This is a genomic window from Pseudomonas sp. UME65 (assembly GCF_014170225.1).
Taxonomy (GTDB): Bacteria; Pseudomonadota; Gammaproteobacteria; order Pseudomonadales; family Pseudomonadaceae; genus Aquipseudomonas; species Aquipseudomonas protegens.
The window spans coordinates 192,908-214,637 of the sequence record NZ_LZZQ01000011.1; the positions used below are offsets into that span (position 1 = coordinate 192,908).

Sequence of the window (21,730 nt, forward strand, 5' to 3'; positions counted from 1 at the left end):
CCTGGATCAAAAGGCTGCCTGTTGACCCGTGAAATCGAAAAAATACTGCCGGCCCGGGTAAAAAAATAAACCGGCCGCAGGCGTACTGATCAGATATTGCCCAACACAAAAGGCGGCGCATTATACCCAGCGTTAGCCGTTGCGGGGTGATCGCCAGCCTCAGGCCGACAGCGGGTTTGCTGGCGATAGAGGAAAAATCTGCTAACAATGCACTCGGTGCGTATAACGGCAGCTACGCCATAATGCGCACCGAGATTAGAGGAGCATCCAATGAGCAGCACTGTACAAACTGCTGAAGGCGAAAAAATTCTTATTGTTGACGACGACCCGGGGCTGAGCAGCCTGCTGGAGCGTTTCTTCGTCAGCAAGGGCTACCGTGCCCGCGCAGTACCGAACACCGAGCAAATGGACCGCCTGCTGGGTCGCGAAGTGTTCAACCTGGTGGTACTCGACCTGATGCTGCCCGGCGAAGACGGCTTGACCGCATGCCGCCGCCTGCGCAGCGCGAACAACCAGATTCCGATCATCATGCTCACCGCCAAGGGCGACGAGCTGAGCCGCATCAAGGGCCTGGAACTGGGCGCCGACGATTACCTGGCCAAGCCGTTCAACCCCGACGAGCTGATGGCGCGGGTCAAGGCCGTATTGCGTCGCCAGTCCGCCCCGGTGCCGGGTGCGCCGGGCAGCGAAGACGAAAGCGTGACCTTCGGCGACTACGAGTTGTCCCTGGCCACCCGCGAGCTCAAGCGCGGCAATGAAGTGCACATGCTCACCACCGGTGAATTCGCGGTGCTCAAGGCGCTGGTGATGAACGCCCGCCAGCCGCTGACCCGGGACAAGTTGATGAACCTGGCCCGTGGTCGCGAATGGGACGCCCTGGAGCGTTCCATTGACGTGCAGATCTCCCGCCTGCGTCGGATGATCGAGCCCGATCCTTCCAAGCCGCGCTACATCCAGACCGTCTGGGGCGTGGGTTATGTCTTTGTGCCGGATGGCACCGCGACCAAGTGATCATTGATTTGTAGGAGCCAACGCCCGGGCCGGTAACGACCCGGGCGTTCGCATTCCGCAACGGTGCGAGCGCGAGTCGCTCCTGCAAAGTGTGTAGTGGCTGTTATGAAAACCCCGCTGTGGTTCCCCCAGAGTTTCTTCTCCCGCACCCTGTGGCTGGTGCTGATCGTGGTGCTGTTTTCCAAGGCATTGACCCTGGTTTATCTGTTGATGAACGAGGACGTGCTGGTGGACCGGCAGTACAGCCACGGCGTGGCCCTGACCCTGCGCGCCTACTGGGCTGCCGATGAATCCAACCGTGACCAGATCGCCGAGGCTGCCGGCCTGATCAAGGTGGTGGGCAGCGGCGTACCGGCCGGCGAGCAGCATTGGCCCTACAGCGAGATCTACCAGCGGCAGATGCAGGCCGAACTGGGCGCCGACACCGAAGTGCGCCTGCGCATGCATGCGCCGCCGGCGCTCTGGGTGCGGGCGCCGAGCCTGGGGGACGGCTGGCTCAAGGTGCCGCTGTACCCCCACCCGCTGCGGGGGCAGAAGATCTGGAGCGTGTTGGGCTGGTTCCTGGCCATTGGCCTCTTGTCCACCGCCTCGGCCTGGATTTTCGTCAGCCAGCTCAACCAGCCCCTCAAGCGCCTGGTGTATGCCGCCCGGCAACTGGGCCAGGGGCGCAGCGTGCGCCTGCCCATCAGCGATACGCCCAGCGAAATGACCGAGGTCTACCGCGCGTTCAACCAGATGGCCGAGGACGTGGAACAGGCAGGGCGAGAGCGGGAGTTGATGCTGGCCGGGGTGTCCCACGACCTGCGCACGCCGCTGACCCGGCTGCGCCTGTCCCTGGAATTGATGGGCGATCACACTGACCTGACCGACGACATGGTGCGGGATATCGAGGACATGGACGCCATTCTCGACCAGTTCCTGGCCTTCATTCGCGATGGGCGCGACGAATCGGTGGAAGAGGTGGACCTGGGCGATCTGGTGCAGGAAGTGGCGGCGCCCTACAACCAGAACGAAGAACGGGTGCACCTGCGCCTGGAGCCGATCCAGCCGTTCCCGTTGCGCCGGGTGTCGATGAAGCGCCTGCTCAACAACCTGATCGGTAACGCCCTGAATCATGCGGGTACGGAAGTGGAAGTGGCGGCCTATGTGTCCGGTGACACCAATGCGCCCTATGTGGTGCTCAGCGTGATGGACCGTGGCGCGGGGATCGATCCTTCGGAACTGGAAGCGATCTTCAACCCCTTCACCCGTGGCGACCGTGCCCGCGGCGGCAAGGGCACCGGGCTGGGGCTGGCCATCGTCAAGCGGATTGCCGCCATGCACGGTGGCAATGTCGAACTGCGCAACCGCCCCGATGGTGGCCTGGAAGCGCGGGTACGCCTGCCGCTGGGCTTGCTGCTGCCCCGTGATGCGGATTGATCGGGGCTTCGCTCCTGCAGGCAGCACATAGCCCGTAGGAGCTGGCTTGCCAGCGCAAGGCCGGCCACGCGATCCCTAGCCCTTGCCCTTGGTCCGGGTCATGTTCGGCCCGCCGTTCTTCTCGATGTGCTCGATGATGATTCCCGCCACGTTCTTGCCGGTGGTGGTCTCGATGCCTTCCAGGCCCGGCGAGGAATTGACTTCCATCACCAGCGGCCCGTGATTGGAACGCAGGATATCCACCCCTGCCACGCTCAGGCCCATGACCTTGGCCGCCCGCAGCGCGGTCATGCGTTCTTCGGGAGTGATCTTGATCAGGCTGGCGCTGCCGCCGCGATGCAGGTTGGAGCGGAACTCCCCCGGCTTGGCCTGGCGTTTCATCGCCGCGATCACCTTGTCCCCCACCACGAAGCAGCGAATGTCGGCGCCGCCGGCCTCCTTGATGTACTCCTGGACCATGATGTTCTGCTTCAGGCCCATGAAGGCCTCGATCACCGATTCCGCCGCCGTGGCGGTTTCACACAGCACCACGCCGATGCCCTGGGTGCCTTCCAGCACCTTGATCACCAACGGCGCGCCGTTGACCATCTCGATCAGGTCGGGAATGTCGTCCGGGGAATGGGCGAAGCCGGTCACCGGCAGGCCGATGCCACGCCGCGACAGCAACTGCAGCGAGCGCAGCTTGTCCCGGGAGCGGGCGATGGCCACCGATTCGTTGAGGGGGAACACCCCCATCATTTCGAACTGGCGCAGCACCGCGCAGCCATAGAAGGTCACCGAGGCACCGATCCGCGGGATCACCGCATCGAAGCCTTCCAGGGGCTTGCCGCGGTAGTGGATCTGCGGCTTGTGACTGGCGATGTTCATGTAGGCGCGCAGGGTATCGACCACTACCATTTCATGGCCACGCTCGGTGCCGGCCTCGACCAGACGACGAGTGGAATACAGACGCGGGTTACGCGACAGCACAGCGATCTTCATGCAACACCTGTGGCAGAGGTAGTGGATACCGGGAACACCGGTTTGTCTTGTACGTACTTGATGCCCGGATTGACCACCAGTTGGCCGTCGATCAGAGCCTTGGAACCCAGCAGCAGGCGATAGCGCATGGCCTTGCGGCAGGCGAGGGTGAACTCCACCCGCCACACCCGATCGCCCAGGGCCAGGGTGGTGCTGATCACGTAGCGCACCTGGGCCTGGCCGTTGGAGCTTTTAATGGTTTTCATCGCCACCAGCGGTGCTTCGCAGCGCCGGTGACGCAACTGCACCACACTGCCCAGGTGGGCATTGAAGCGCACCCACTGCTCACCTTCGCGCTCGAAGGGCTCGATCTCGGTGGCATGCAGGCTGGAGGTGCTGGCCCCGGTGTCGATCTTGGCGCGCAGGCCGGCCACGCCCAGATCCGGGAGCGCCACCCACTCGCGCAGACCGACAACGGTCAAATGGTCAAAAGTCTTCAATAAGGAAAATCCGCAATTAGCTGTTCCAGGCCGCGGCCGGAACCTCGGCCAGGGCTTTGAATGCAGGCTTGGCGAACCAGTAGCCCTGCATCAGATAAATTCCACAGTCGCTGAGAAAGTCCCGTTCACCGGCGCTTTCAATCCCTTCGGCGATGACTGTAACCCCCAACTCCGCACACATTGTGACAATCGCGCGGATGATCGCCTGGCGTACGCGATCCTGGTCCACATCGCGCACCAGCGCCATGTCGAGCTTGATCAGGTCGGGTTGGAAATCCGCCAGCAGGTTCAGCCCCGAGTACCCCGAGCCGAAGTCGTCGATGGCGGTCTTGAAGCCGAATTCGCGGTATTCACGCAGAATATTGGTCAAATGGCGATAGTTATCTACGTGCTGGCTTTCCAGGGTTTCGAAAATCAGCCGGTCCAGGGGAAAACGCTGGGCCCGGGCCGCCTCCAGGGTGCTGCGGATGCACAGTTCCGGCCGGTACACGGCGTTGGGCATGAAGTTGATCGACAGGTGGCTTTGCATCCCCAACTGGGCGGCGAGGGTGATTGCCTGGGTCCGGCAGCGCTGGTCGAAACGGTAGCGATTGCTGTCATTGACCTGGCCCAGCACCGTTCCCGCCCCTTCGCCATTGACCCCGCGCACCAGGGCTTCATGGGCGAAGACCGAGCGGTCCCGCAGATCGACTATGGGCTGGTAGGCGAAGGAAAAATCGAAGCCCAGTGGCTGGCTTTGCTGGCAACCTTCGCAACGGTTGCCGGGCGAGGTCAGGGAAGTGGGGAAGTCAGTCACGGGGACTCCTCGCGTATCAGGGCGCAACCTGGGTTATTTTAGGTGAGCGGCAGGGTTTATGAGAGCCCGCTTGCAGGCGGTAAAGTTGCGACATTTTTCAGCGAGGGGAATTCCAGTGGCGCACAAGCAGGAAGAAGAGGACAAGGTTCGTCTGGATAAATGGCTGTGGGCAGCGCGCTTCTACAAGACTCGTGCCCTGGCCAAGACAGCGATTGAAAGCGGCAAGGTGCATCACCGGGGCGAGCGCTGCAAACCGGGCAAGGAGCCGCGGGTAGGCGATGAATACCAGATTCGCGCCGGCTTCGACGAACGCACCGTGGTGGTCCAGGCCCTGTCCATCGTCCGCCGTGGCGCTCCTGAAGCGCAGGCTCTGTACGCGGAAACCGAGGCCAGCATCGCCAAGCGCGAAGCCGCTGCGGCCCAGCGCAAGGCTGGTGCCCTAGGAGTGAGCACCGACGGTAAACCGAGCAAGAAACAGCGCCGGGACCTGTTCAAGTTCCACGGCAGCAACCACGAATGAAACCGTAGGAGCCGGTAAGCCGGCTCCTACGGGGCTGCTTAGCGCACCACGCTCATGCGCGAGAGCACGGGCATCCGGCTCAACAGGTTGAACAGCGGGTGGGTCAGGCGCAGCAGGAAGTTCGACATCCGCGCCGCGTACGGGGTGTAGTAGCCCCAGCCCAGGGCCAGCACCGCCAGCAGCACACCGCCGATGTAGTCGTCCTGGCCCCAGTGGGCGCCTGCCACCAGGCGCGGCATCATGAACAGCAGGGTCAGGCCCCAGACGATCAGGAACTGGCCGATGCTGCGGCTGAAGATCCCCATGAACAGGCCCCAGATCAGCAGCACCGAAGCGTGGTCGCCCGGGAAGCTCTGGCTGGAGCGGTCCTTGAGTTCCCAGGTCTTTTCCCAGCCCGGGAAGTAGTCGCTCATGTGCACGGCGCCTTCCAGCACCATGGACGGGCTGTTGTGCTGCCAGTTCATGACGGCCACCAGCTTGGAAAACAGCGCGCGAATCACCACCATCAGAATCAGGATCGATAGAAAGCCGAAGAAGGCACGGCGCACGTCCACCGCCTTGAACACCCAGTCACCGCGAATCAGCAGGCCGAGCATGATCAGCCCCACTACGATATCGAACGGCCGCAGGCTGGCCACGGCCCAGATATGCAGCCAGGTCGAGTTGCTTGCCAGAGGGGCGTTGAGGTGGTGGAACAGCCATTCGTCGAAGACCGTGCAGAGCGCCTGCCCGGTGGGCCACAACCAGAAACCCAGCAGGGCCAAAGGGAGTAAATTGCACAGAACCAGCTTGCCGAGGTTCCACCTTGCTTGGAACAAACCCGGATTGTTCATAAAATATCTCCAATCACCGCAAAACTGCACCCTCATGGTGCAAAGCCGCAATTTTCGGTGCTTGTCACCTTTTTGTCATCATTCAGATACCCAGACCTATGACTGATTTGCCGGATACCGACTTCACTCAACGCTTCATCTTCGATGAGAGCGACACCCGCGGCGAGCTGGTGGCGCTGGAGCGCAGTTACGCGGAAGTCCTCGCCAAACACCCCTATCCCGAGCCGGTTGCACAGCTGCTTGGCGAACTGATGGCGGCGGCATCGTTGCTGGTCGGCACCCTGAAATTCGATGGCTTGCTGATTCTCCAGGCCCGCTCCGAAGGCCCGGTGCCGCTGCTGATGATCGAGTGCTCCAGCGAGCGCGAGATCCGTGGCCTGGCCCGTTACGACGCGGAGCAGATCGCCCCTGATGCCACCCTCGCCGACCTGATGCCCAACGGCGTCCTGGCCCTGACCGTGGACCCGACCAATGGCCAGCGCTACCAGGGCATCGTCGACCTGGACGGCACCAACCTCGCGGAATGCTTCACCAACTACTTCGTCATGTCGCAACAGACCGGCACCCGTTTCTGGCTCTATGCCGACGGCCGCAGCGCCCGTGGCCTGCTCCTGCAACAACTGCCCGCCGACCGCCTGCGTGATCAGGAAGAGCGTGACGCCAGCTGGCAGCACCTCACCGCCCTGGCCAGCACCCTGACCGCCGATGAGCTGCTGAGCCTGGACAACGAAACCGTGCTCCACCGCCTGTACCACGAAGAAGCCGTGCGCCTGTTCGACGTGCAGCCGCTGCGTTTTCGCTGCAGTTGCTCGCGGGAACGCTCGGGCAATGCGCTGGTCAGCCTGGGTCTGGAAGATGCCCAGCAACTGGTGGTCGAACATGGAGGCAGCATCGAGATCGATTGCCAGTTCTGCAACGAACGCTACCTGTTCGATGCCGCTGATATCGCGCAATTGTTCGCGGGGGCGGGCGTGGACACGCCGTCAGATACTCGTCACTAAAACGATTCAGCGCAGGTAAATCACCTGGCAAACGCCGGAATTACGCCGTGCTGACGGGAGGGCCCTACTATTTTGGGGCTTTTCTGGCATAATCCGGCGCACTTTTTTCGCGGTAGTAGTGCGCGAGTTTCTACTACAAAACGTTTGGAGCACTCGGCCAATGGCCGACGGGGAACCTCATGACGCAAGCCAATAACGCCGTGTACACCGATCTGAGTGTGGATGATCTGGTCAAAGAAGCCCTGAACCGCGGTGAGGGCGAGCTTGCCGATACCGGCGCTCTGGTGGTTCGCACCGGTCATCGTACCGGCCGTTCGCCAGTGGATCGTTTCATCGTAGAAGAGCCCAGCACCCAGGACGCTATCGCCTGGGGCCCGATCAACCGCAAGTTCCCGGCGGCCAAGTTCGACGCCCTGTGGGACCGCGTTGAAGCCTACCTGGGCGAGCGCGAGCGTTTTGTTTCCCACGTGCATGTAGGTTCCGATCCGGCGCACTACCTGCCGGTGAAAATGACCACCGAGACCGCCTGGCACAACCTGTTCGGCCGCTGCCTGTTCATCAACCCCGAGCAGTACAACGCCGGTGGCAAGGATGAGTGGCAGATCCTCAACGCGCCGAACTTCGTCTGCGAGCCAGAGCGCGACGGCACCAACTCCGATGGCACCGTGATCCTCAACTTCGCGGCCAAGAAAGTGCTGATCGCCGGCATGCGCTACGCCGGTGAAATGAAGAAAGCCCTGTTCTCCGTGCAGAACTTCCTGCTGCCGGCTGCCGACGTACTGCCGATGCACTGCGCCGCCAACATGGGCGAAGAAGGCGACGTGACCCTGTTCTTCGGTCTGTCGGGCACCGGCAAGACCACCCTGTCCGCTGACGAAAGCCGTTACCTGATCGGTGACGACGAACACGGTTGGGGCGTGGGCGTGGTGTTCAACATCGAAGGCGGTTGCTATGCCAAGTGCATCGACCTGTCGGAAAAGAACGAGCCGGTGATCTGGAAAGCCATCCAGCACGGTGCCGTTCTGGAAAACGTGGTGATCGACCCGGTCACCAAGAAAGCCGACTACGCCGACGACAGCCTGACCCAGAACAGCCGCGCCGCCTACCCGCGCGAGCTGATCGAAAAACGCGCACCGAAGAACCTCGGTGGCGAGCCTAACGCCGTGATCTTCTTGACCTGCGACCTGACCGGCGTACTGCCGCCGGTGTCGATCCTCAGCGAAGAACAAGCCGCCTACCACTTCCTGTCCGGCTACACCGCTCTGGTGGGCTCGACTGAAATGGGGTCGGGCTCGGGCATCAAGTCGACCTTCTCCACCTGCTTCGGCGCACCGTTCTTCCCGCGTCCGGCGGGCGAATACGCCGAGCTGCTGATCAAGCGCATCCGCGGCTTCGGCTCCAAGGTCTACCTGGTCAACACCGGCTGGACCGGCGGTGGCTACGGCGTGGGCAAACGCTTCAACATCCCCACCACCCGTGGCGTGATTGCAGCGATCCAGAGCGGCGCGCTGATCGGTGCCGAGACCGAGCACCTGGACATCGTCAACCTGGACGTGCCAAAAGCCGTACCGGGCGTCGAGACCGGCCTGCTCAACCCACGCAACACCTGGGCTGACAAAGCCGCCTACGACGAAGCCGCCAAGGCCCTGGCCGGCCTGTTCATCGAGAACTTCAAGAAGTTCGACGTGAGCGACGCGATCAAGGCAGCCGGTCCAAAGCTGTAAGCCTCGACCTGCAATGAAAAAGCCGCCCTTCGGGGCGGCTTTTTTGTGCGCAGCTGTAGCCGCTGGCGCAGGCTGCGATGGGATGCGCGGCATCCCCTGGGCCAGCCAGACACCCTCACGTCTTCAAGTGCAACACCAGCGCCCCCAGCAACACCAGCACCACCCCCGTCACCTGCACCGCCGTCAGCCGCTCCTTGAAGAACACATAGCCCAGCACCGCAGCGATGCCGCCGGACAGGGTGCTGATCACCGTCACCACCGACACCGAGCCGCTCATGGCGCCCCAGGAAAAGGCGAAGAAGGCGCCCAGGTTCATCAGGCTGGTGGAGGCCAGCAGGCCGCAGTTCTTCAGTGGCGGAATCTTCAGCCCGTCCGCGACTTTCAGCACCATCAGCAGCATTACGCCGCTGCCCACCGCGTAACCCAGCCAGAGCATGCTGATCGGCCCCAGTTGCGGCAGGGTGTAGCGGCCCTGCAGCCAGAAGCTGGTGCCATAGAGGAAGGCCGAGAGCAGGGCGAAGAAGATCGAGCGGCCGGCGGCGGTGCTGTGGGGCAGCTTGGAGTCCGAGTGCAGGCTGGAGAGGATCACGCCGATCACGCACAACAGGATGCACATGAGCTGCAGCAGGCTGATCTGCTCGCCACTGGCCCAGGACAGCAAGGTGGTGACCACACCGTAGGAGGTCACCAATGGGGCGACGATGGAGGCTTTGCCCAGGGCGAAGGCCTTGCCCAGGGCCAGGGCGCCGGAGACGGTGAAGGCCGCGGCGACCACGCCCATCAGCCAGACCTCCAGGGGCGCGGCCATGGCCTTGAGCAGGAAGGCGGGAAAGATCACCAGCAGCAGGCTCATCAGGGTGAACCCTAGGCTCTGGCTGAAGAACACCGCACGTTTCACGCCCACGGCGCGCACGTTGAGCCCCACGAGAAAATCGGTGCCGCCCCAGAGCAGGGCGGCGAGCAAGCCCATCAGTACGTCCACGGCATTTCCTTATGTACTGCCGTGAACCTTAGAGGCCTTCCAGCTCCTGAGTGTCCCAGCGTTGCTCCTTGAGCGCCCGGTACAGCATGCCGATGGTCAGCGGGAGCTTGTCTCCCCGACCCTTGGCGCGACGCTTGAGGGACACATCGTAGCCTTCGGGCTGGAAGTAGCGATAGCTGTCGAAATCGACAAAATCGATATCAAACTGTTCTTCCAGAGCGTTGAGTAAATGACGGGCGTCGGTGCCGTCGCAACCCAGGTCGAGATTGATCGCGGTGTTCAGGCGAAGAGTCTTGCGCTCGGGCAGGCCTATTTCCTCATGCAGCAGTTGCATGAGCTGGCGCATGATGACGTCGTCGGGAAAGCCGGGGGCCAGTTGCATGGTCGGGGTTCACTTGCGGTTTCCAGGGGCTGCAGTGTAAGGCGAGTTGGGGTTTGGCTTGCAAGTGCTTGGAGGTCGGGACGGGGGGCGTTGCTCCGGGTAGGCAAGACTGTCATTTTGCGCTGTATTTACGGCGCCAGGCCGAGCATTGGCGGGCAAAACTGTGTATGGTTCGCCGCTGATGGGTGGGGCGGGACAGAGGTCCGGCCATCGTTATCTACAGGGATTTTGTTATGGCTTTTTTCCGCCTGGCGGCGTTGTTGTGGCTAGGGATGCTGATGAGTCCGGTGCATGCTCAGTCGTTATCGCTCCAGGTGCTGGATGCGGTGGTCAAGGACGCGGTGCTGGCCGATGCTGAAGTGCAGTTGGGGCAGACTTCCGGGCGAACCGATGCCCAGGGGCGAGTGACGCTGGAGGCCGCCGATTCGCCGGGCAGTGAACTGCTGATCCGCAAGCTCGGTTATGCCGACCTGCGGGCCAAGTGCCCGTGCCGGGGGCTGAGCTACGCCATGAGCCCGGTGCTCAAGGATCCGCAAAGCCTGCGCGTGGTGCTGAGCTGGAGTGCACCGGGGGAAGACCTGGATGCGCATTTGAGCTATCCCCACCGGTTGCTGTATTACGCCACCGGCACCGGGCCGGGGGCGCGGATGAATGTGGATAGCACCGACAGCCGCGGGCCGGAGACCCTCACCATCGAACAGCCTGCGCCGGGCGATGCCTACGTGTATGCCGTGCACGACTTTACCAACGGTAATAATCCCGAATCCTTGCGCCTGGGCCGCAGCCAGGCGCAGGTCTTTGTCTATAAGGGCCCGACGCTGATGCGCAGCTACCGGGTGCCACAGAACCGCCAGGGCAACCTCTGGGTAGTGTTTCGCCTGACGGCCAATGGCCAACTGCAGGACATCGATCGGGTGCTGCAAGGCAACGAGGAAGTGGAGTCGCGGATGAGCGACCTCGACCCGCTGCTACTGGCCAATGGCAAGCCCATCGATGCAGTGCTGGCCAGGGACGAGGGGCCGGTGGATGCCAAGAGCCTCAACCAGAAAGGCGAGGCTTCCTACCGCAAGGGCGACTTCGGCAGTGCGGGTATCTACTATCGCGAAGCCATCGAGCTGGACCCAGGCTTTGCCCAGGCCTACAGCAACCTGGCGCTGTCCAACCGCAAGAACAGCCGCCCCGACGAGGCCGTGGCCGCCGATCGCCAGGCAATCGCCCTGGCCAATGGCCCATCGGCGCCCACCATACGCGCCAGCGCCTACTACGACATGGGGCGCATCTACGAAGATGCCGGGCAATTGGTGACGGCGCTGGAGCACTACCGCAAGGCCCGGGAGCAGAAGGCCAACCCGGTGTACGACAAGGCGATAGAGCGGTTGCAGAACCGCTGATCACACAGGCAGAAGTTATCTCCACAACGCGCCGGCAGTGGCGCGTTGTGCATTTATGGAGGTTGGTATGCGAATTCGTGTTTTCCCCTGGTTGCTGGCGCTGTGTCTGACCACAGGGGTGGCCCAGGCGGCCGGGCCGCTGGTGTTCGCCACCATCGACCGCAGTGGCTGGCCGAATCCGCTGACCAGCGCCGCAGATTTCGATACCGCCTCCCGGGCCGAGATTCTGATGTTCAGCAAAGCCCTGCTGGCCACCGAGGCCTTGGATGACAAGGCCCTCAAGCAGCGGCTTGGAGTGCGGCAGCTTGACCGCAAGTCGGTGGATCAACTGCGCCAGCGTTTTTGGGACCAATTGCTGGGCAACTACCGGCAGGCCAGCCAGGGCTGTGATGGCCAGCCTTTCTGTCTGCAGGTACGCAGCCTTGGGGAGCTGCGGCAACTGGCGGCCAGTTTCACCGGCGCCAGCAAGGCGGCCTACGGCGCCTGGGGTGAGGCCAGTGGGCAGTTTCATCAGCAGTACCTCAATGAACAGCTGCGCCTGGCCGCCTTGTTTCCCGCCGTCAGCAGTGAGATCCAGCGCATGGACCCGGCAGAGCGCCTGGGCGACGAACTGGCAGACCGGCAGTTTCTGCTGACCTTCGACGATGGGCCGAGCCTGAGAGACGGGCCTACGGATCAGTTGATCGAGGTGCTGCGGGCCTACGATCTGCATAGCCTTTTCTTTGTCCTGGGGGACTCGTTTCAGGCGCGCCTGAGCCAGTCTTCGGCAGGGAAAATGCGCGAGTTGTACGACGGTCAGTGTGTGGGCGTACACGGCTGGGAGCACAAGTCCCACTCCTCCTGGAACGAATGGCAAAGCTCGGTGATTCGCAGCGCCAACTTGGCCAACCGCACGTTGACCAATGAGTACCTGCCGCTGTTCCGGCCGCCATACGGGCAGCGTCGCAGTGACAGCGCCGGGTTCTTCAAGGCCCAGGGGGTGCAGGTGATGCTGTGGAACATCGACTCCCAGGACTGGAGCAAGAAGGTCGGCGCCGAGGCGGCCGCGCAGCGGGTGCAGACACTGATGCTGCTCTGGCGCCGGGGCATCATTCTGTTCCATGACACCCATGCCAAGGCCGCCCAGGCGGTTCCGGCCTTGCTCAAGGCCAATCAGCACAACGGCGTGCAGTGGCTGGATTGCCGGACCTTGCGCTAGCGGTGGCCTCCTTTAGCGGCAAGCCGGCTACTGCGCTGGGGCTGGCTTGCCGATGAAGCTTCTTGTGCCCGGTATCATCCGGTAGCGCTTTTCCTTCGACCTTTTCTGGCCCTGCCGACCTGTCCCGCTAGTCTTCAAGACAGGTCAGCGGTCCAAGGAGTGACCCTTATGCACAGCACCCTGGAACAGGTCTTCGGTTATCCACAGTTTCGTCCGGGCCAGGAGGCCGCGGTCAGCGCGGTGCTCTCCGGGCGCTCGGCGGCAGCGATCTTTCCCACCGGTTCGGGCAAGTCCCTGTGCTACCAGTTGCCGGCCCTGCTGCTGCCGCACCTGACCCTGGTGGTTTCGCCGCTGCTGGCGCTGATGCAGGACCAGTTGGCCTTCCTCCAGCGCCACGGCATTGCCGCTGCCAGCATCGACTCGGCCCAGGGCCGGGATGAAGCCAATGAGGTCATGGCCCGGGCTCGTTCCGGGGAGCTGAAGATCCTGATGATCTCGGTGGAGCGGCTGAAGAACGAACGCTTTCGCAATTTTCTGCAGCAGGTGCCCATCTCCCTGCTGGTGGTGGACGAGGCGCACTGCATCTCCGAATGGGGCCACAATTTCCGCCCCGACTACCTGAAACTGCCGGACTACCAGCGCCAGTTCAACATCCCCCAGGCCCTGCTATTGACGGCCACGGCGACCCCCAAAGTGATCGCCGACATGCAGGCCAAGTTCGCCATCGCCCAGCAGGACGTAGTAACCACCGGTTTCTACCGGCCCAACCTCAACCTGCTGGTGGAGCCGGTTCGGGGCGCCGACAAGCGTCGGCGGCTGGTGCAGTGGATGAGCGACCGGGCCGGGCAGCCGAGCATTGTCTACGTGACCCTGCAGAAAACCGCCGAGCAGATCGCCGAGCACCTGAGCCAGCAAGGCATCGCCGCCGAGGCCTACCACGCCGGCCTGCCCCACGAGCAGCGCGAGTCGATCCAGCGTCGTTTCATGGAGGGCCGCAGCCACTGCATCGTCGCCACCATCGCCTTCGGCATGGGCATCGACAAGAGCGACATCCGCAACGTGGTGCACTTCGATCTGCCCAAGTCCATCGAGAACTACAGCCAGGAAATCGGTCGTGCCGGGCGCGACGGCCAGCCTTCGGATTGCCTGGTGCTGGCCAACCGCGACAGCCTCAACGTGCTGGAAAACTTCGTCTACGGCGACACCCCGGAATTGAGTGGCATCCGTTGTGTGCTGGAGGAGTTGCAGGCATCGGCGGCGGACGGGCAATGGGAGTTCCTGCTCGGCCCCCTGGCGGACCAGAGCAACATTCGCCAACTGCCACTCAAGACCTTGCTGGTGCAGCTGGAACTGCGGGGCCTGATCGCGCCGCGCTATGCCTATTTCGCGGAATACCGCTTCAAACTGCTGCTGGAAACCGAGGCCCTGCTGGCGCGTTTCGAAGGCGAGCGGAGGGACTTCGTCGAGGCCGTGATCAACACTTCAAGCCGCGCCAGGACCTGGGCTACGGTGAATTTCGACGCGCTCTACGAGCAGTACCAGGCGCCGCGCAACCGGGTGGTCAAGGCCTTGGACTACTTCCAGGAAAAAGGCTGGGTAGAGCTGGAAAGCAAGCAGATGACCGAGGTCTACAGCCTGTTGCAGACGGACTTTGACCTGGCGGCACTGAGTGCCGACCTGCACGGTTATTTCACCCGCCACGAGGGCAGTGAAATTGCGCGGATCCACGCCATGCTCGACCTGTTCGCCACCGAGCAGTGCTTGGGTTACCGCCTGGCGGAGTATTTCGGCGACCGGCAGGCACCCCAGCGTTGCGGGCATTGTTCGGTGTGCCATGGCCAGGTGGCGCGGCTGCCGGAGCCGCCGGTTCTGCCCGCGCTTGTGGATAAGAGTTTCGACGGGCTGTGTGGCCACTTTATCCACAGGCACCAGCAGCACACCGGCGATGTACCCGGGGCGGAACGCCTGACCCGTTTTCTCTGTGGTATCAGCGTGCCGTTGTTCACCCGGCTCAAGGCTCGGAGCATCCCCGGTTTCGCGGCACTGGAAGATTACCCTTATGCCGCGGTGCGGGCGTGGTGCGAGGCCCATTTGCCAGGCTGAAAATCCATCTGCTGAATGCTGCTTATCACAGGAATAAATTTCAAAAATGATGAGGGCCTGACTATGGTGGGGGCTGTCTTTGGATCGCCCACAAGAGAGCCAGCATGAGCCAGACAGCTTTCGATATTCAGCGCGCCGCCGTGATCGGTGCCGGCACCATGGGCCGTGGCATTGTCATGTGCCTGGCCAATGCCGGCCTGCCGGTACTGTGGCTGGACAACAACCCGCAGATGCTCCAGCAGGCCCTGGCGGCGGTGGCGGACACCTATGCCCACAACGTGCGCCAGGGGCGCATCGATCAGGCCGAGGCCGATGCGCGGGTGGCGCGGATCAAGCCGGCGGCGGATTATCCACAGCTCGCCGACGTGGACCTGGTGATCGAGGCGGTCTACGAAAACCTCGAACTCAAGCAGCAGATCTTTCGCCAGCTGGACGCGACTCTCAAGCCCGAGGCGATCCTTGCCAGCAACACCTCGGCCCTGGATATCGACGCGATTGCCGCAGTCACCCAGCGGGCGCCACAGGTACTGGGCCTGCACTTCTTCAGCCCGGCCCACATCATGAAACTGCTGGAGGTGGTGCGCGCGGCCAAGACCGCGCCTGCGGTGCTCGACGCTGCCCTGGCCCTGGGGCAGCGCATGGGCAAGGTCAGTGTCGTGGCGGGCAACTGCTTCGGCTTCATCGGCAATCGCATGCTCAACACCTATGTGCTCGAGGCGCGCAAGATGCTGCTGGAAGGGGCGTTTCCCTATCAGGTGGATGGCGCCTTGCAGGGGTTCGGTTTCGCCATGGGCCCGTTCCGCATGTATGACGTGGTGGGCATCGACCTGGGCTGGCGCGCCCGGCAACTGGACGGTGTGGGCCAGGATGCGCCCGAGGTGCAGATCGACAACCGGTTGTGCGAGTCGGGTCGTTTCGGCCAGAAGAGTGGCGACGGCTACTACCACTACGAACCCGGCAGCCGCCAGGCCGAGCATGACCTGCAGGTGGATGCGCTGGTGCTGCAGGTCAGCGAGGAGCTGGGTTACCGGCGCCGGGACATCGGCCCCGAGGAGATCCTCGAGCGCTGCCTGCTGGCGCTGGTCAACGAAGGTGCGAAGATTCTCCAAGAGGGCATCGCCCAGTCGGCCGCCGACATCGACCGGGTCTATCTCAATGGCTACGGTTTTCCCAAGGAGCAGGGTGGGCCGATGAGCTGGGCTGATGCCCAGGGGCTGGAGCAGGTCCGCCAGCGTTTGCAGCACCTGCAAGCCGAACACGGGGCGCATTGGCGCCCGGCGCAGTTGATCGAGGAACTGGCCGCGGCCGGAAAAGGGTTTGCCCAGGCTTAGCTGCCTGGGGTGAAATGCCGGGCGATCAACCGATCGCCCGGCCTTCAATCGATGGGAGAGAGCCCTGATGTCCGAGCCTATGCCGCAACGCGGCGACTATCGCCATTTCCAGCCGATCATCACCCGCTGGCATGACAACGATGTCTACGGCCACGTGAACAATGTCACCTACTACAGCTTCTTCGACACGGCGGTGAACACCTACCTGATCGAACGGGGCGGGCTGGATATCCATGAAGGCGAGGTGGTGGGATTCGTGGTCAGCTCGGCTTGCGATTACTTTGCGTCCATCGCCTTTCCCGAACGCATCGAGATCGGTTTGCGGGTCGGCAAGCTGGGCAACAGTTCAGTGCAGTACGAACTGGCGGTGTTCAAGGCGGGAGAGGCGGATGCCTGTGCGGCGGGGCGTTTTGTCCATGTGTTCGTGGATCGGGCATCGAACCAGCCGGTGCCGATTCCGCCCGCATTGCGGGCGGCGCTGGAACAGCTGCTGGTGGCGTGAACGTCGATAATCGATCTGGAATCTGGAATCTGGAATCTGTAGCCGCTGCCGTAGGCTGCGATCGGCTCCGCAGGAGACGCTAACCTGTCTCCATGAGCCGCCTGACACACCGCAGCGCCTGCTCTGGCGAGTCCTGCGGCCTCGTTCGCAGCCTGCGCCAGCGGCTACAGGGGATCAGTCGCGGTAGTGGCGGTGCTTGCGATGCCCGTAGGCATGGCCACGGCCACGGTGGCCGTCGCGGTAGTAGCGGCGATCGTCGCGGCCGCGGTAGTCGCGATCTTCCCGGGCACTTTCATTGCCCATGTAGTTGCCCAGCGCGCCGCCGGCGCCACCGCCTGCCGCTGCGCCGATCAGGCTGCCGGTGTTGCCGCCCATGCTGCGGCCCACCACGTTGCCGCCGGCTGCGCCCAGGGCGCCGCCAATGGCTGCCTGGCCACGGCTGCGTTTGTCCGCGCCCACTGCGCTACCGCCGGCGCCGCCCAGGGCCGCACCGATGGCGGAACCGGTATTGCCGCCGATCTGCTGACCGACCACCGAGCCTAGAACCCCGCCCAATGCGCCGCCCACACCTGCTTCAGTGGTGCCTCCGGCAGAGGCGACGCCGCTGACCAGGCCAAGGGACAACAAGAGAATCGAGGAGAACTTCATAGAGGAGCCTCAAAGGGATGACGGCGCGATCCTGAGGCTGTATCGAGGGGCTTACAAACGAAATCCGACGAATAGCACGAATTGTACACAATCTCGTAACTTATTGTTTTTAATGCGGAACTTAAGCGATTTTTGCGGGTCTTTAGCTACCTCGGAACGGCCGCTTTGATACAAAAGCGGCCTTTTTTGTGCCTGCGGTTCAAGGCTGCGCAGCGGCTGTCGCCGGCTCCTACGATTCACGCGCTAACCGTAGAAGCTGGCTTGCCAGCGAAGAGGCCCTCAAGCCAGGAATCAGGCCGAGCGAGCCATGATCAGGCCGCTGTCGCTGGCCGCTTCCAGGCGAATGGCGATGAACTTGGAAGTCGGGGTGTGGCTACCGTCGCCGGTGCTTTCCAGCGGTACCAGGGGGTTCACTTCCGGGTAGTAGGCCGCGGCCTGGCCGGCCGGAATGTCGAAGGCCAGCAGGGTGAAGCCCTTGACCCGGCGCTCGCGGCCGTCGTCCCAGAGCGAGACGATATCGGCCTTTTGCCCCGGCTTGAAGCCCAGGCGGATGATGTCCGCCTCGTTGGCGAACAACACGTCGCGCTGGCCCTTGACCCCGCGGTAGCGGTCGTCCAGCCCATAGATGGTGGTGTTGTACTGGTCGTGGGAACGCATCGATTGCAGGATCAGGTCCGGCAGTTGGCCGGTGGCCCGGGTGCGCTCGTGGATCAGGTCCTTGGGCAACGAGTTGGCGCGGAAGTTGGCGCGCCCCGACGGGGTGTTCCACTGGCGGGCGCCGGCACTGTTGCCCAGGTAGAAACCGCCAGGATGCTTGAGCCGTTCGTTGAAGTCCTTGAAGCCGGGAATGGTGTCGGCGATCAGGTCGCGGATGCGTCCGTAGTCGGCCGCCAGCCAGTTCCAGTCCACCGGCCGGCTGCCCAGGGTTGCAGCGGCGATACCGGCGAGGATCCACGGCTCGGAGCGCATCTGCGACGACAGCGGCTGCAACTGGCCGTTGGAGGCGTGGACCATGCTGAAGGAGTCTTCCACGGTCACCGCTTGCGGGCCGCCCGCCTGCTGGTCGATATCGGTACGTCCCAGGCACGGCAGGATCAGTGCGTCCTTGCCGTGGGCCAGGTGGCTGCGGTTGAGCTTGGTGCTGATCTGCACGGTGAGGTCGCAGTTGCTCAGGGCCTGGAAGGTGCGCGGGCTGTCCGGGGTAGCCTGGGCGAAGTTGCCCCCCAGGCCGATGAATACCTTGGAGCGGCCTTCGAGCATGGCGTGGATCGCCTCGACCACGTTGTGGCCGTTGTCCCGGGGGACCTTGAACTGGAAGCGCCGCTCCAGGGAGTCGAGGAAGGCCACTGGCGGGCGTTCGTTGATGCCCATGGTGCGGTCGCCCTGCACGTTGCTGTGGCCACGCACCGGGCACAGCCCGGCGCCGGGCTTGCCGATGTTGCCGCGCAGCAGCATCAGGTTGGCGATTTCCTGGATGGTCGGCACCGAGTGGCGGTGCTGGGTGATGCCCATGGCCCAGCACATGATGACGTTCTTGCCCTTGGCATACATGCGCGCCGCTTGCTCGATCTCCACCAGGGCCAGGCCGGACTGCTCGACGATCTGCTCCCACGGGGTGTCGTCGATGGTGCCCAGGTAGTCGAGCACGTTGGCGGTGTGGGCGTTGAGGAAGTCGTGGTCGAACACCGACGCCGCGCCGGCTTTCTGCGCATCGCGCTCCCACTGCAGGAGGAACTTGGCCATGCCCCGCAGCAGCGCCATGTCGCCGCCCAGGGCCGGGCGGAAGTAGGCGGTATTGGTCGGGCGGTTGCCGTTGGTGAGCATCTCGATCGGGCTTTGCGGGTGCTGGAAGCGTTCCAGGCCGCGCTCCTTGAGCGGGTTGATGCACACCACCTGGGCGCCGCGCTTCACTGCTTCACGCAGCGGTTCGAGCATGCGTGGGTGGTTGGTGCCGGGGTTCTGGCCCCAGACGAAGATGGCGTCCGCGTGTTCGAAGTCGTCGAAGGTCACCGTGCCTTTGCCGACCCCGACGCTCTGCGCCAGGGCCACGCCGCTGGCCTCGTGGCACATGTTCGAGCAGTCGGGGAAGTTGTTGGTGCCATAGGCGCGCACGAACAGCTGGTACAGGTAGGCCGCTTCGTTGCTGGCCCGGCCCGAGGTGTAGAACTCGGCCATGTCCGGGCTGGGCAGGTTGTGCAGGTGCCTGGCGATCAGGCTGAAGGCATTTTCCCAACTGATGGGCTGGTAGCGGTCGGTCTCGGCGTTGTAGCTCATCGGCTCGGTCAGCCGGCCCTGGTACTCCAGCCAGTAGTCGCTCTGCTCCAGCAGCGAAGTGACGCTGTGCTTGGCGAAGAACGCCGCGTCCACCCGGCGCTTGGTGGCTTCCCAGTTGACCGCCTTGGCGCCGTTCTCGCAGAACTTGACCATGCCGCTTTCCGGCGAGTCGCCCCAGGCGCAGCCCGGGCAGTCGAAGCCGCCGTTCTGGTTGGTCTTGAGCATCATGCGGATGTTCTTCAGCGCGTTGTCGCTGGTCAGCCAGGCCTGGGCCACGCTGATCAGGGCACCCCAGCCACCGGCGGGTCCCTTGTAGGGCTTGTAGCGGGCTACGGGTTTCTGATCGGCTTGGTTATGTGTACTCACGGGCGACTCTCCATCGCAGGCTGCTGACCCGCAGCGCACGCTCGGCGGCAGGTGGACAAGGTTGAGACGCTGCTCGCGCGGCCAGCGTATGGCCGGGCAAATGCCTTCGCGTACTAGCGTTCGAGGGATGCTGTGGGGCTGGCTGGCAGCGAGTGCGGGTGCCCGTTTCGCCGGGGCTGGCGCCGCGCCGGGGTGACCAGCGGCGTAACGGCTCCCAAGACTAAGCGCGGCAATCTGTCGCGTCTAATTGCTAGTACTGATCTATTGATAGATGGCGTCGATCAAGAATCGCCGAAGGATTGCTGGTAGAGGGCGAAGCAGGCTTGCGCCAGGGCCGAGCGCGGCGCGCTGCGGCGCATGATCAGGCCCAGGCGGGCCAGGGTCTGGGCATCGGCGATGGGTTGCAGGCGCAGGTGCTCGGTGAGGGTTTCCAGGCCGCTGTCCAGAGGCATTACGGCGCAGCACAGGCCGCCATGGACCATCTGCACCAGCTGATGGACGGCGTCGGTCTGCAGCACCGGCTGCGGTTGCAGGCCGCGGATGTGGAAGTTGTGGTCGATGGACTGGCGAAAGTGCATGCCGCTGGTGAGCAGGCCCAGGGGCAGTTCGATCAGCGCCTCCCAGCTCAGGGGCTGCTCGCCGAAGCTGAAGTGCCGGTGGTCGTAGAGCAGGCCCATGTGGGTCGGTTCCAGGGGCAGGGAGTCGAAATTCTCGCTGTCCAGGCGCTCCAGGTAGGAAACCCCGAGGTCCAGGCGATTGCTGGCCAACTGTTCGAGGATCTGTTCCGAGCTCAGGGACGAGAGTTCGAAGCGCAGGTTCGGGTGCTCGGCATGCAGGCGCTGCAGCAATGGCTGGGGATTGAAACTCGACAGCGGCACTACCCCTACGCGCAGGGTGCCCACCAGGTTGCCGCGGCAGGCGGCGGCCTCGGCCAATAGCCCGTCATGGGCGGTGAGCACGGTGCGGGCCCACGCCAGCACCCGCTCGCCGGGTGCGGTGAAGCCTTCGAAACGCTGGCCGCGCTTGACCAGCGGCAAGTCGAGCTCTTCTTCCAGGCTGCGCAGGCGCATGGAGAGGGTCGGCTGGGTGATGTGGCAGCGCGCGGCGGCTTGGCCGAAATGCCGGGTTTCGTCGAGGGCGATGAGGAATTTCAGCTGCTTGAGGTCCATCTTCGCTCCGGAGCGGCAAAAGGCCGGGATTCTACCGCGGGCCTGTGACCTTGGGTCACTGGTCGCCCGGGAACCTCATCCGGCCAGGCTGGTCTAGTCTTTCGCGTCTGGATCTATCAACCAAGGAGTGTGCGACATGAGCATTTTCAGCTTTGTGAAGGAAGCCGGTGAGAAACTGATCGACCTGTTGACCCCGGGTAACGCCAATGCCAGTGAGCAACTCAAGGAGCACATCGAAAAGGTTGGCCTGGGCAATCCCAATGTTCATGCCACGGTGGAAGGTGACAAGGTGATTGTCAGCGGTGAAGTGGCGAGCCAGGAAGAGAAGGAGAAGATCCTGCTGGCCCTGGGCAACATTTCCGGCGTCGGCAGTGTCGAGGACCAGATCACCGTGACCGGTCCGGCGGTGGTTTCTGCGGTATTCGTCACCGTGAAGAAAGGCGACACCCTGAGCGCCATCGCCAAGGTGCAGTACGGCGATGCCAACAAGTACAACAAGATCTTCGAGGCCAACAAGCCGCTGCTGTCCCACCCGGACAAGATCTACCCGGGCCAGGTGCTGCGTATTCCCGAATGATCGGTTCTCTTCGCGGGCAAGCCCGCTCCCACGGGGTTCTGTA

Annotated in this window: 20 protein-coding genes; 11 read left to right on the forward strand and 9 right to left on the reverse strand. The window is 63.4% G+C overall.

Features of this window, described 5'->3' with window-relative positions:
* Positions 1 to 270: 270 nt before the first annotated feature.
* Together ompR and A9971_RS11915 are read left to right on the forward strand one after the other, a co-directional pair.
* Positions 271 to 1,011, forward strand: coding sequence for a two-component system response regulator OmpR (ompR, locus tag A9971_RS11910; RefSeq protein ID WP_011058656.1), 741 nt, complete (start codon positions 271 to 273; stop codon positions 1,009 to 1,011).
* 105 nt (positions 1,012 to 1,116) lie between these two features.
* Positions 1,117 to 2,430, forward strand: coding sequence for an ATP-binding protein (locus tag A9971_RS11915; protein WP_011058657.1), 1,314 nt, complete (start codon positions 1,117 to 1,119; stop codon positions 2,428 to 2,430).
* Between the two features lie 75 nt (positions 2,431 to 2,505).
* Here the strand turns inward: A9971_RS11915 and rimK are convergent, their stop codons facing one another.
* The 3 genes from rimK to A9971_RS11930 are packed head-to-tail and all read right to left on the reverse strand — an operon-like array spanning position 2,506 to position 4,686.
* Positions 2,506 to 3,411, reverse strand: coding sequence for a 30S ribosomal protein S6--L-glutamate ligase (gene rimK, locus A9971_RS11920; protein ID WP_007931744.1), 906 nt, complete (start codon positions 3,409 to 3,411; stop codon positions 2,506 to 2,508).
* Entirely contained in the window at positions 3,408 to 3,890 is a 483-nt protein-coding gene (locus tag A9971_RS11925) for an ATP-dependent zinc protease (RefSeq protein ID WP_015633768.1), read from the reverse strand. The genes rimK and A9971_RS11925 overlap by 4 nt, the downstream gene beginning before the upstream one ends.
* A gap of 16 nt (positions 3,891 to 3,906) precedes the next feature.
* A complete protein-coding gene (locus tag A9971_RS11930) occupies positions 3,907 to 4,686 on the reverse strand; it encodes an EAL domain-containing protein (RefSeq protein WP_015633769.1) in 780 nt (259 codons plus the stop codon).
* Between the two features lie 115 nt (positions 4,687 to 4,801).
* Between A9971_RS11930 and A9971_RS11935 the strand changes: the two genes are divergently transcribed.
* Positions 4,802 to 5,206 (forward strand): RNA-binding S4 domain-containing protein, encoded by a 405-nt coding sequence (locus A9971_RS11935; protein ID WP_011058659.1) that lies wholly within the window; start codon positions 4,802 to 4,804, stop codon positions 5,204 to 5,206.
* Positions 5,207 to 5,244: 38 nt separating this feature from the next.
* On the opposite strand, the gene A9971_RS11940 is transcribed toward A9971_RS11935, so the two are convergent.
* Complete coding sequence (locus A9971_RS11940; protein WP_183000637.1) at positions 5,245 to 6,039, reverse strand: phosphatase PAP2 family protein; 795 nt, start codon at positions 6,037 to 6,039, stop codon at positions 5,245 to 5,247.
* A 98-nt stretch (positions 6,040 to 6,137) separates the two neighbouring features.
* On the opposite strand from A9971_RS11940, the gene hslO reads away from it, so the two are divergent.
* The gene (hslO, locus tag A9971_RS11945) at positions 6,138 to 7,040 is read left to right on the forward strand and encodes an Hsp33 family molecular chaperone HslO (RefSeq protein WP_011058661.1); all 903 of its coding nucleotides are present in this window, start codon (positions 6,138 to 6,140) and stop codon (positions 7,038 to 7,040) included.
* Between the two features lie 179 nt (positions 7,041 to 7,219).
* On the forward strand, positions 7,220 to 8,764 hold the full coding sequence (locus A9971_RS11950; RefSeq protein ID WP_011058662.1) for a phosphoenolpyruvate carboxykinase: 1,545 nt from the start codon (positions 7,220 to 7,222) through the stop codon (positions 8,762 to 8,764).
* A 115-nt stretch (positions 8,765 to 8,879) separates the two neighbouring features.
* Here the strand turns inward: A9971_RS11950 and A9971_RS11955 are convergent, their stop codons facing one another.
* Positions 8,880 to 9,734, reverse strand: coding sequence for a DMT family transporter (locus tag A9971_RS11955; protein ID WP_181000791.1), 855 nt, complete (start codon positions 9,732 to 9,734; stop codon positions 8,880 to 8,882).
* A gap of 40 nt (positions 9,735 to 9,774) precedes the next feature.
* Positions 9,775 to 10,128, reverse strand: a complete 354-nt coding sequence (locus tag A9971_RS11960; RefSeq protein ID WP_183000638.1) for a DUF1493 family protein — start codon at positions 10,126 to 10,128, stop codon at positions 9,775 to 9,777.
* A gap of 233 nt (positions 10,129 to 10,361) precedes the next feature.
* Here A9971_RS11960 and A9971_RS11965 point away from each other — a divergent pair, with 233 nt between their 5' ends.
* The 5 genes from A9971_RS11965 (at position 10,362) to A9971_RS11985 (ending at position 16,653) form a co-directional block, all read left to right on the forward strand.
* A complete protein-coding gene (locus tag A9971_RS11965; RefSeq protein ID WP_183000639.1) occupies positions 10,362 to 11,519 on the forward strand; it encodes a tetratricopeptide repeat protein in 1,158 nt (385 codons plus the stop codon).
* Positions 11,520 to 11,586: 67 nt separating this feature from the next.
* A complete protein-coding gene (locus A9971_RS11970) occupies positions 11,587 to 12,717 on the forward strand; it encodes a polysaccharide deacetylase family protein (RefSeq protein WP_123431238.1) in 1,131 nt (376 codons plus the stop codon).
* Between the two features lie 168 nt (positions 12,718 to 12,885).
* Complete coding sequence (locus tag A9971_RS11975) at positions 12,886 to 14,820, forward strand: ATP-dependent DNA helicase RecQ (protein WP_183000640.1); 1,935 nt, start codon at positions 12,886 to 12,888, stop codon at positions 14,818 to 14,820.
* A gap of 104 nt (positions 14,821 to 14,924) precedes the next feature.
* The gene (locus A9971_RS11980) at positions 14,925 to 16,151 is read left to right on the forward strand and encodes a 3-hydroxyacyl-CoA dehydrogenase (protein WP_123431236.1); all 1,227 of its coding nucleotides are present in this window, start codon (positions 14,925 to 14,927) and stop codon (positions 16,149 to 16,151) included.
* A gap of 67 nt (positions 16,152 to 16,218) precedes the next feature.
* Entirely contained in the window at positions 16,219 to 16,653 is a 435-nt protein-coding gene (locus tag A9971_RS11985) for a thioesterase family protein (protein WP_183000641.1), read from the forward strand.
* A gap of 174 nt (positions 16,654 to 16,827) precedes the next feature.
* Here the strand turns inward: A9971_RS11985 and A9971_RS11990 are convergent, their stop codons facing one another.
* The 3 genes from A9971_RS11990 to A9971_RS12000 form a co-directional block, all read right to left on the reverse strand.
* Positions 16,828 to 17,301, reverse strand: coding sequence for a YMGG-like glycine zipper-containing protein (locus tag A9971_RS11990; RefSeq protein WP_011058670.1), 474 nt, complete (start codon positions 17,299 to 17,301; stop codon positions 16,828 to 16,830).
* A gap of 291 nt (positions 17,302 to 17,592) precedes the next feature.
* Positions 17,593 to 19,941, reverse strand: coding sequence for an FdhF/YdeP family oxidoreductase (locus A9971_RS11995; RefSeq protein ID WP_072452134.1), 2,349 nt, complete (start codon positions 19,939 to 19,941; stop codon positions 17,593 to 17,595).
* 281 nt (positions 19,942 to 20,222) lie between these two features.
* Positions 20,223 to 21,110 (reverse strand): LysR family transcriptional regulator, encoded by an 888-nt coding sequence (locus tag A9971_RS12000; protein ID WP_011058672.1) that lies wholly within the window; start codon positions 21,108 to 21,110, stop codon positions 20,223 to 20,225.
* Positions 21,111 to 21,246: 136 nt separating this feature from the next.
* Between A9971_RS12000 and lysM the strand changes: the two genes are divergently transcribed.
* Positions 21,247 to 21,687, forward strand: a complete 441-nt coding sequence (lysM, locus tag A9971_RS12005) for a peptidoglycan-binding protein LysM (protein ID WP_011058673.1) — start codon at positions 21,247 to 21,249, stop codon at positions 21,685 to 21,687.
* Positions 21,688 to 21,730: the final 43 nt, after the last annotated feature.

Excerpts from the sequence above, each read along its gene's own strand:
- hslO (WP_011058661.1), top strand. The coding sequence starts at position 6,138 with ATGACTGATTTGCCGGATACCGACTTCACTCAACGCTTCATCTTCGAT.
- lysM (WP_011058673.1), top strand. The coding sequence starts at position 21,247 with ATGAGCATTTTCAGCTTTGTGAAGGAAGCCGGTGAGAAACTGATCGAC.
- rimK (WP_007931744.1), bottom strand. The coding sequence starts at position 3,411 with ATGAAGATCGCTGTGCTGTCGCGTAACCCGCGTCTGTATTCCACTCGT.
- A9971_RS11970 (WP_123431238.1), top strand. The coding sequence starts at position 11,587 with ATGCGAATTCGTGTTTTCCCCTGGTTGCTGGCGCTGTGTCTGACCACA.
- A9971_RS11975 (WP_183000640.1), top strand. The coding sequence starts at position 12,886 with ATGCACAGCACCCTGGAACAGGTCTTCGGTTATCCACAGTTTCGTCCG.
- A9971_RS11950 (WP_011058662.1), top strand. The coding sequence starts at position 7,220 with ATGACGCAAGCCAATAACGCCGTGTACACCGATCTGAGTGTGGATGAT.
- A9971_RS11985 (WP_183000641.1), top strand. The coding sequence starts at position 16,219 with ATGTCCGAGCCTATGCCGCAACGCGGCGACTATCGCCATTTCCAGCCG.
- A9971_RS11990 (WP_011058670.1), bottom strand. The coding sequence starts at position 17,301 with ATGAAGTTCTCCTCGATTCTCTTGTTGTCCCTTGGCCTGGTCAGCGGC.
- A9971_RS11940 (WP_183000637.1), bottom strand. The coding sequence starts at position 6,039 with ATGAACAATCCGGGTTTGTTCCAAGCAAGGTGGAACCTCGGCAAGCTG.
- A9971_RS11955 (WP_181000791.1), bottom strand. The coding sequence starts at position 9,734 with ATGGGCTTGCTCGCCGCCCTGCTCTGGGGCGGCACCGATTTTCTCGTG.
- A9971_RS12000 (WP_011058672.1), bottom strand. The coding sequence starts at position 21,110 with ATGGACCTCAAGCAGCTGAAATTCCTCATCGCCCTCGACGAAACCCGG.
- A9971_RS11915 (WP_011058657.1), top strand. The coding sequence starts at position 1,117 with ATGAAAACCCCGCTGTGGTTCCCCCAGAGTTTCTTCTCCCGCACCCTG.
- ompR (WP_011058656.1), top strand. The coding sequence starts at position 271 with ATGAGCAGCACTGTACAAACTGCTGAAGGCGAAAAAATTCTTATTGTT.
- A9971_RS11965 (WP_183000639.1), top strand. The coding sequence starts at position 10,362 with ATGGCTTTTTTCCGCCTGGCGGCGTTGTTGTGGCTAGGGATGCTGATG.
- A9971_RS11980 (WP_123431236.1), top strand. The coding sequence starts at position 14,925 with ATGAGCCAGACAGCTTTCGATATTCAGCGCGCCGCCGTGATCGGTGCC.
- A9971_RS11960 (WP_183000638.1), bottom strand. The coding sequence starts at position 10,128 with ATGCAACTGGCCCCCGGCTTTCCCGACGACGTCATCATGCGCCAGCTC.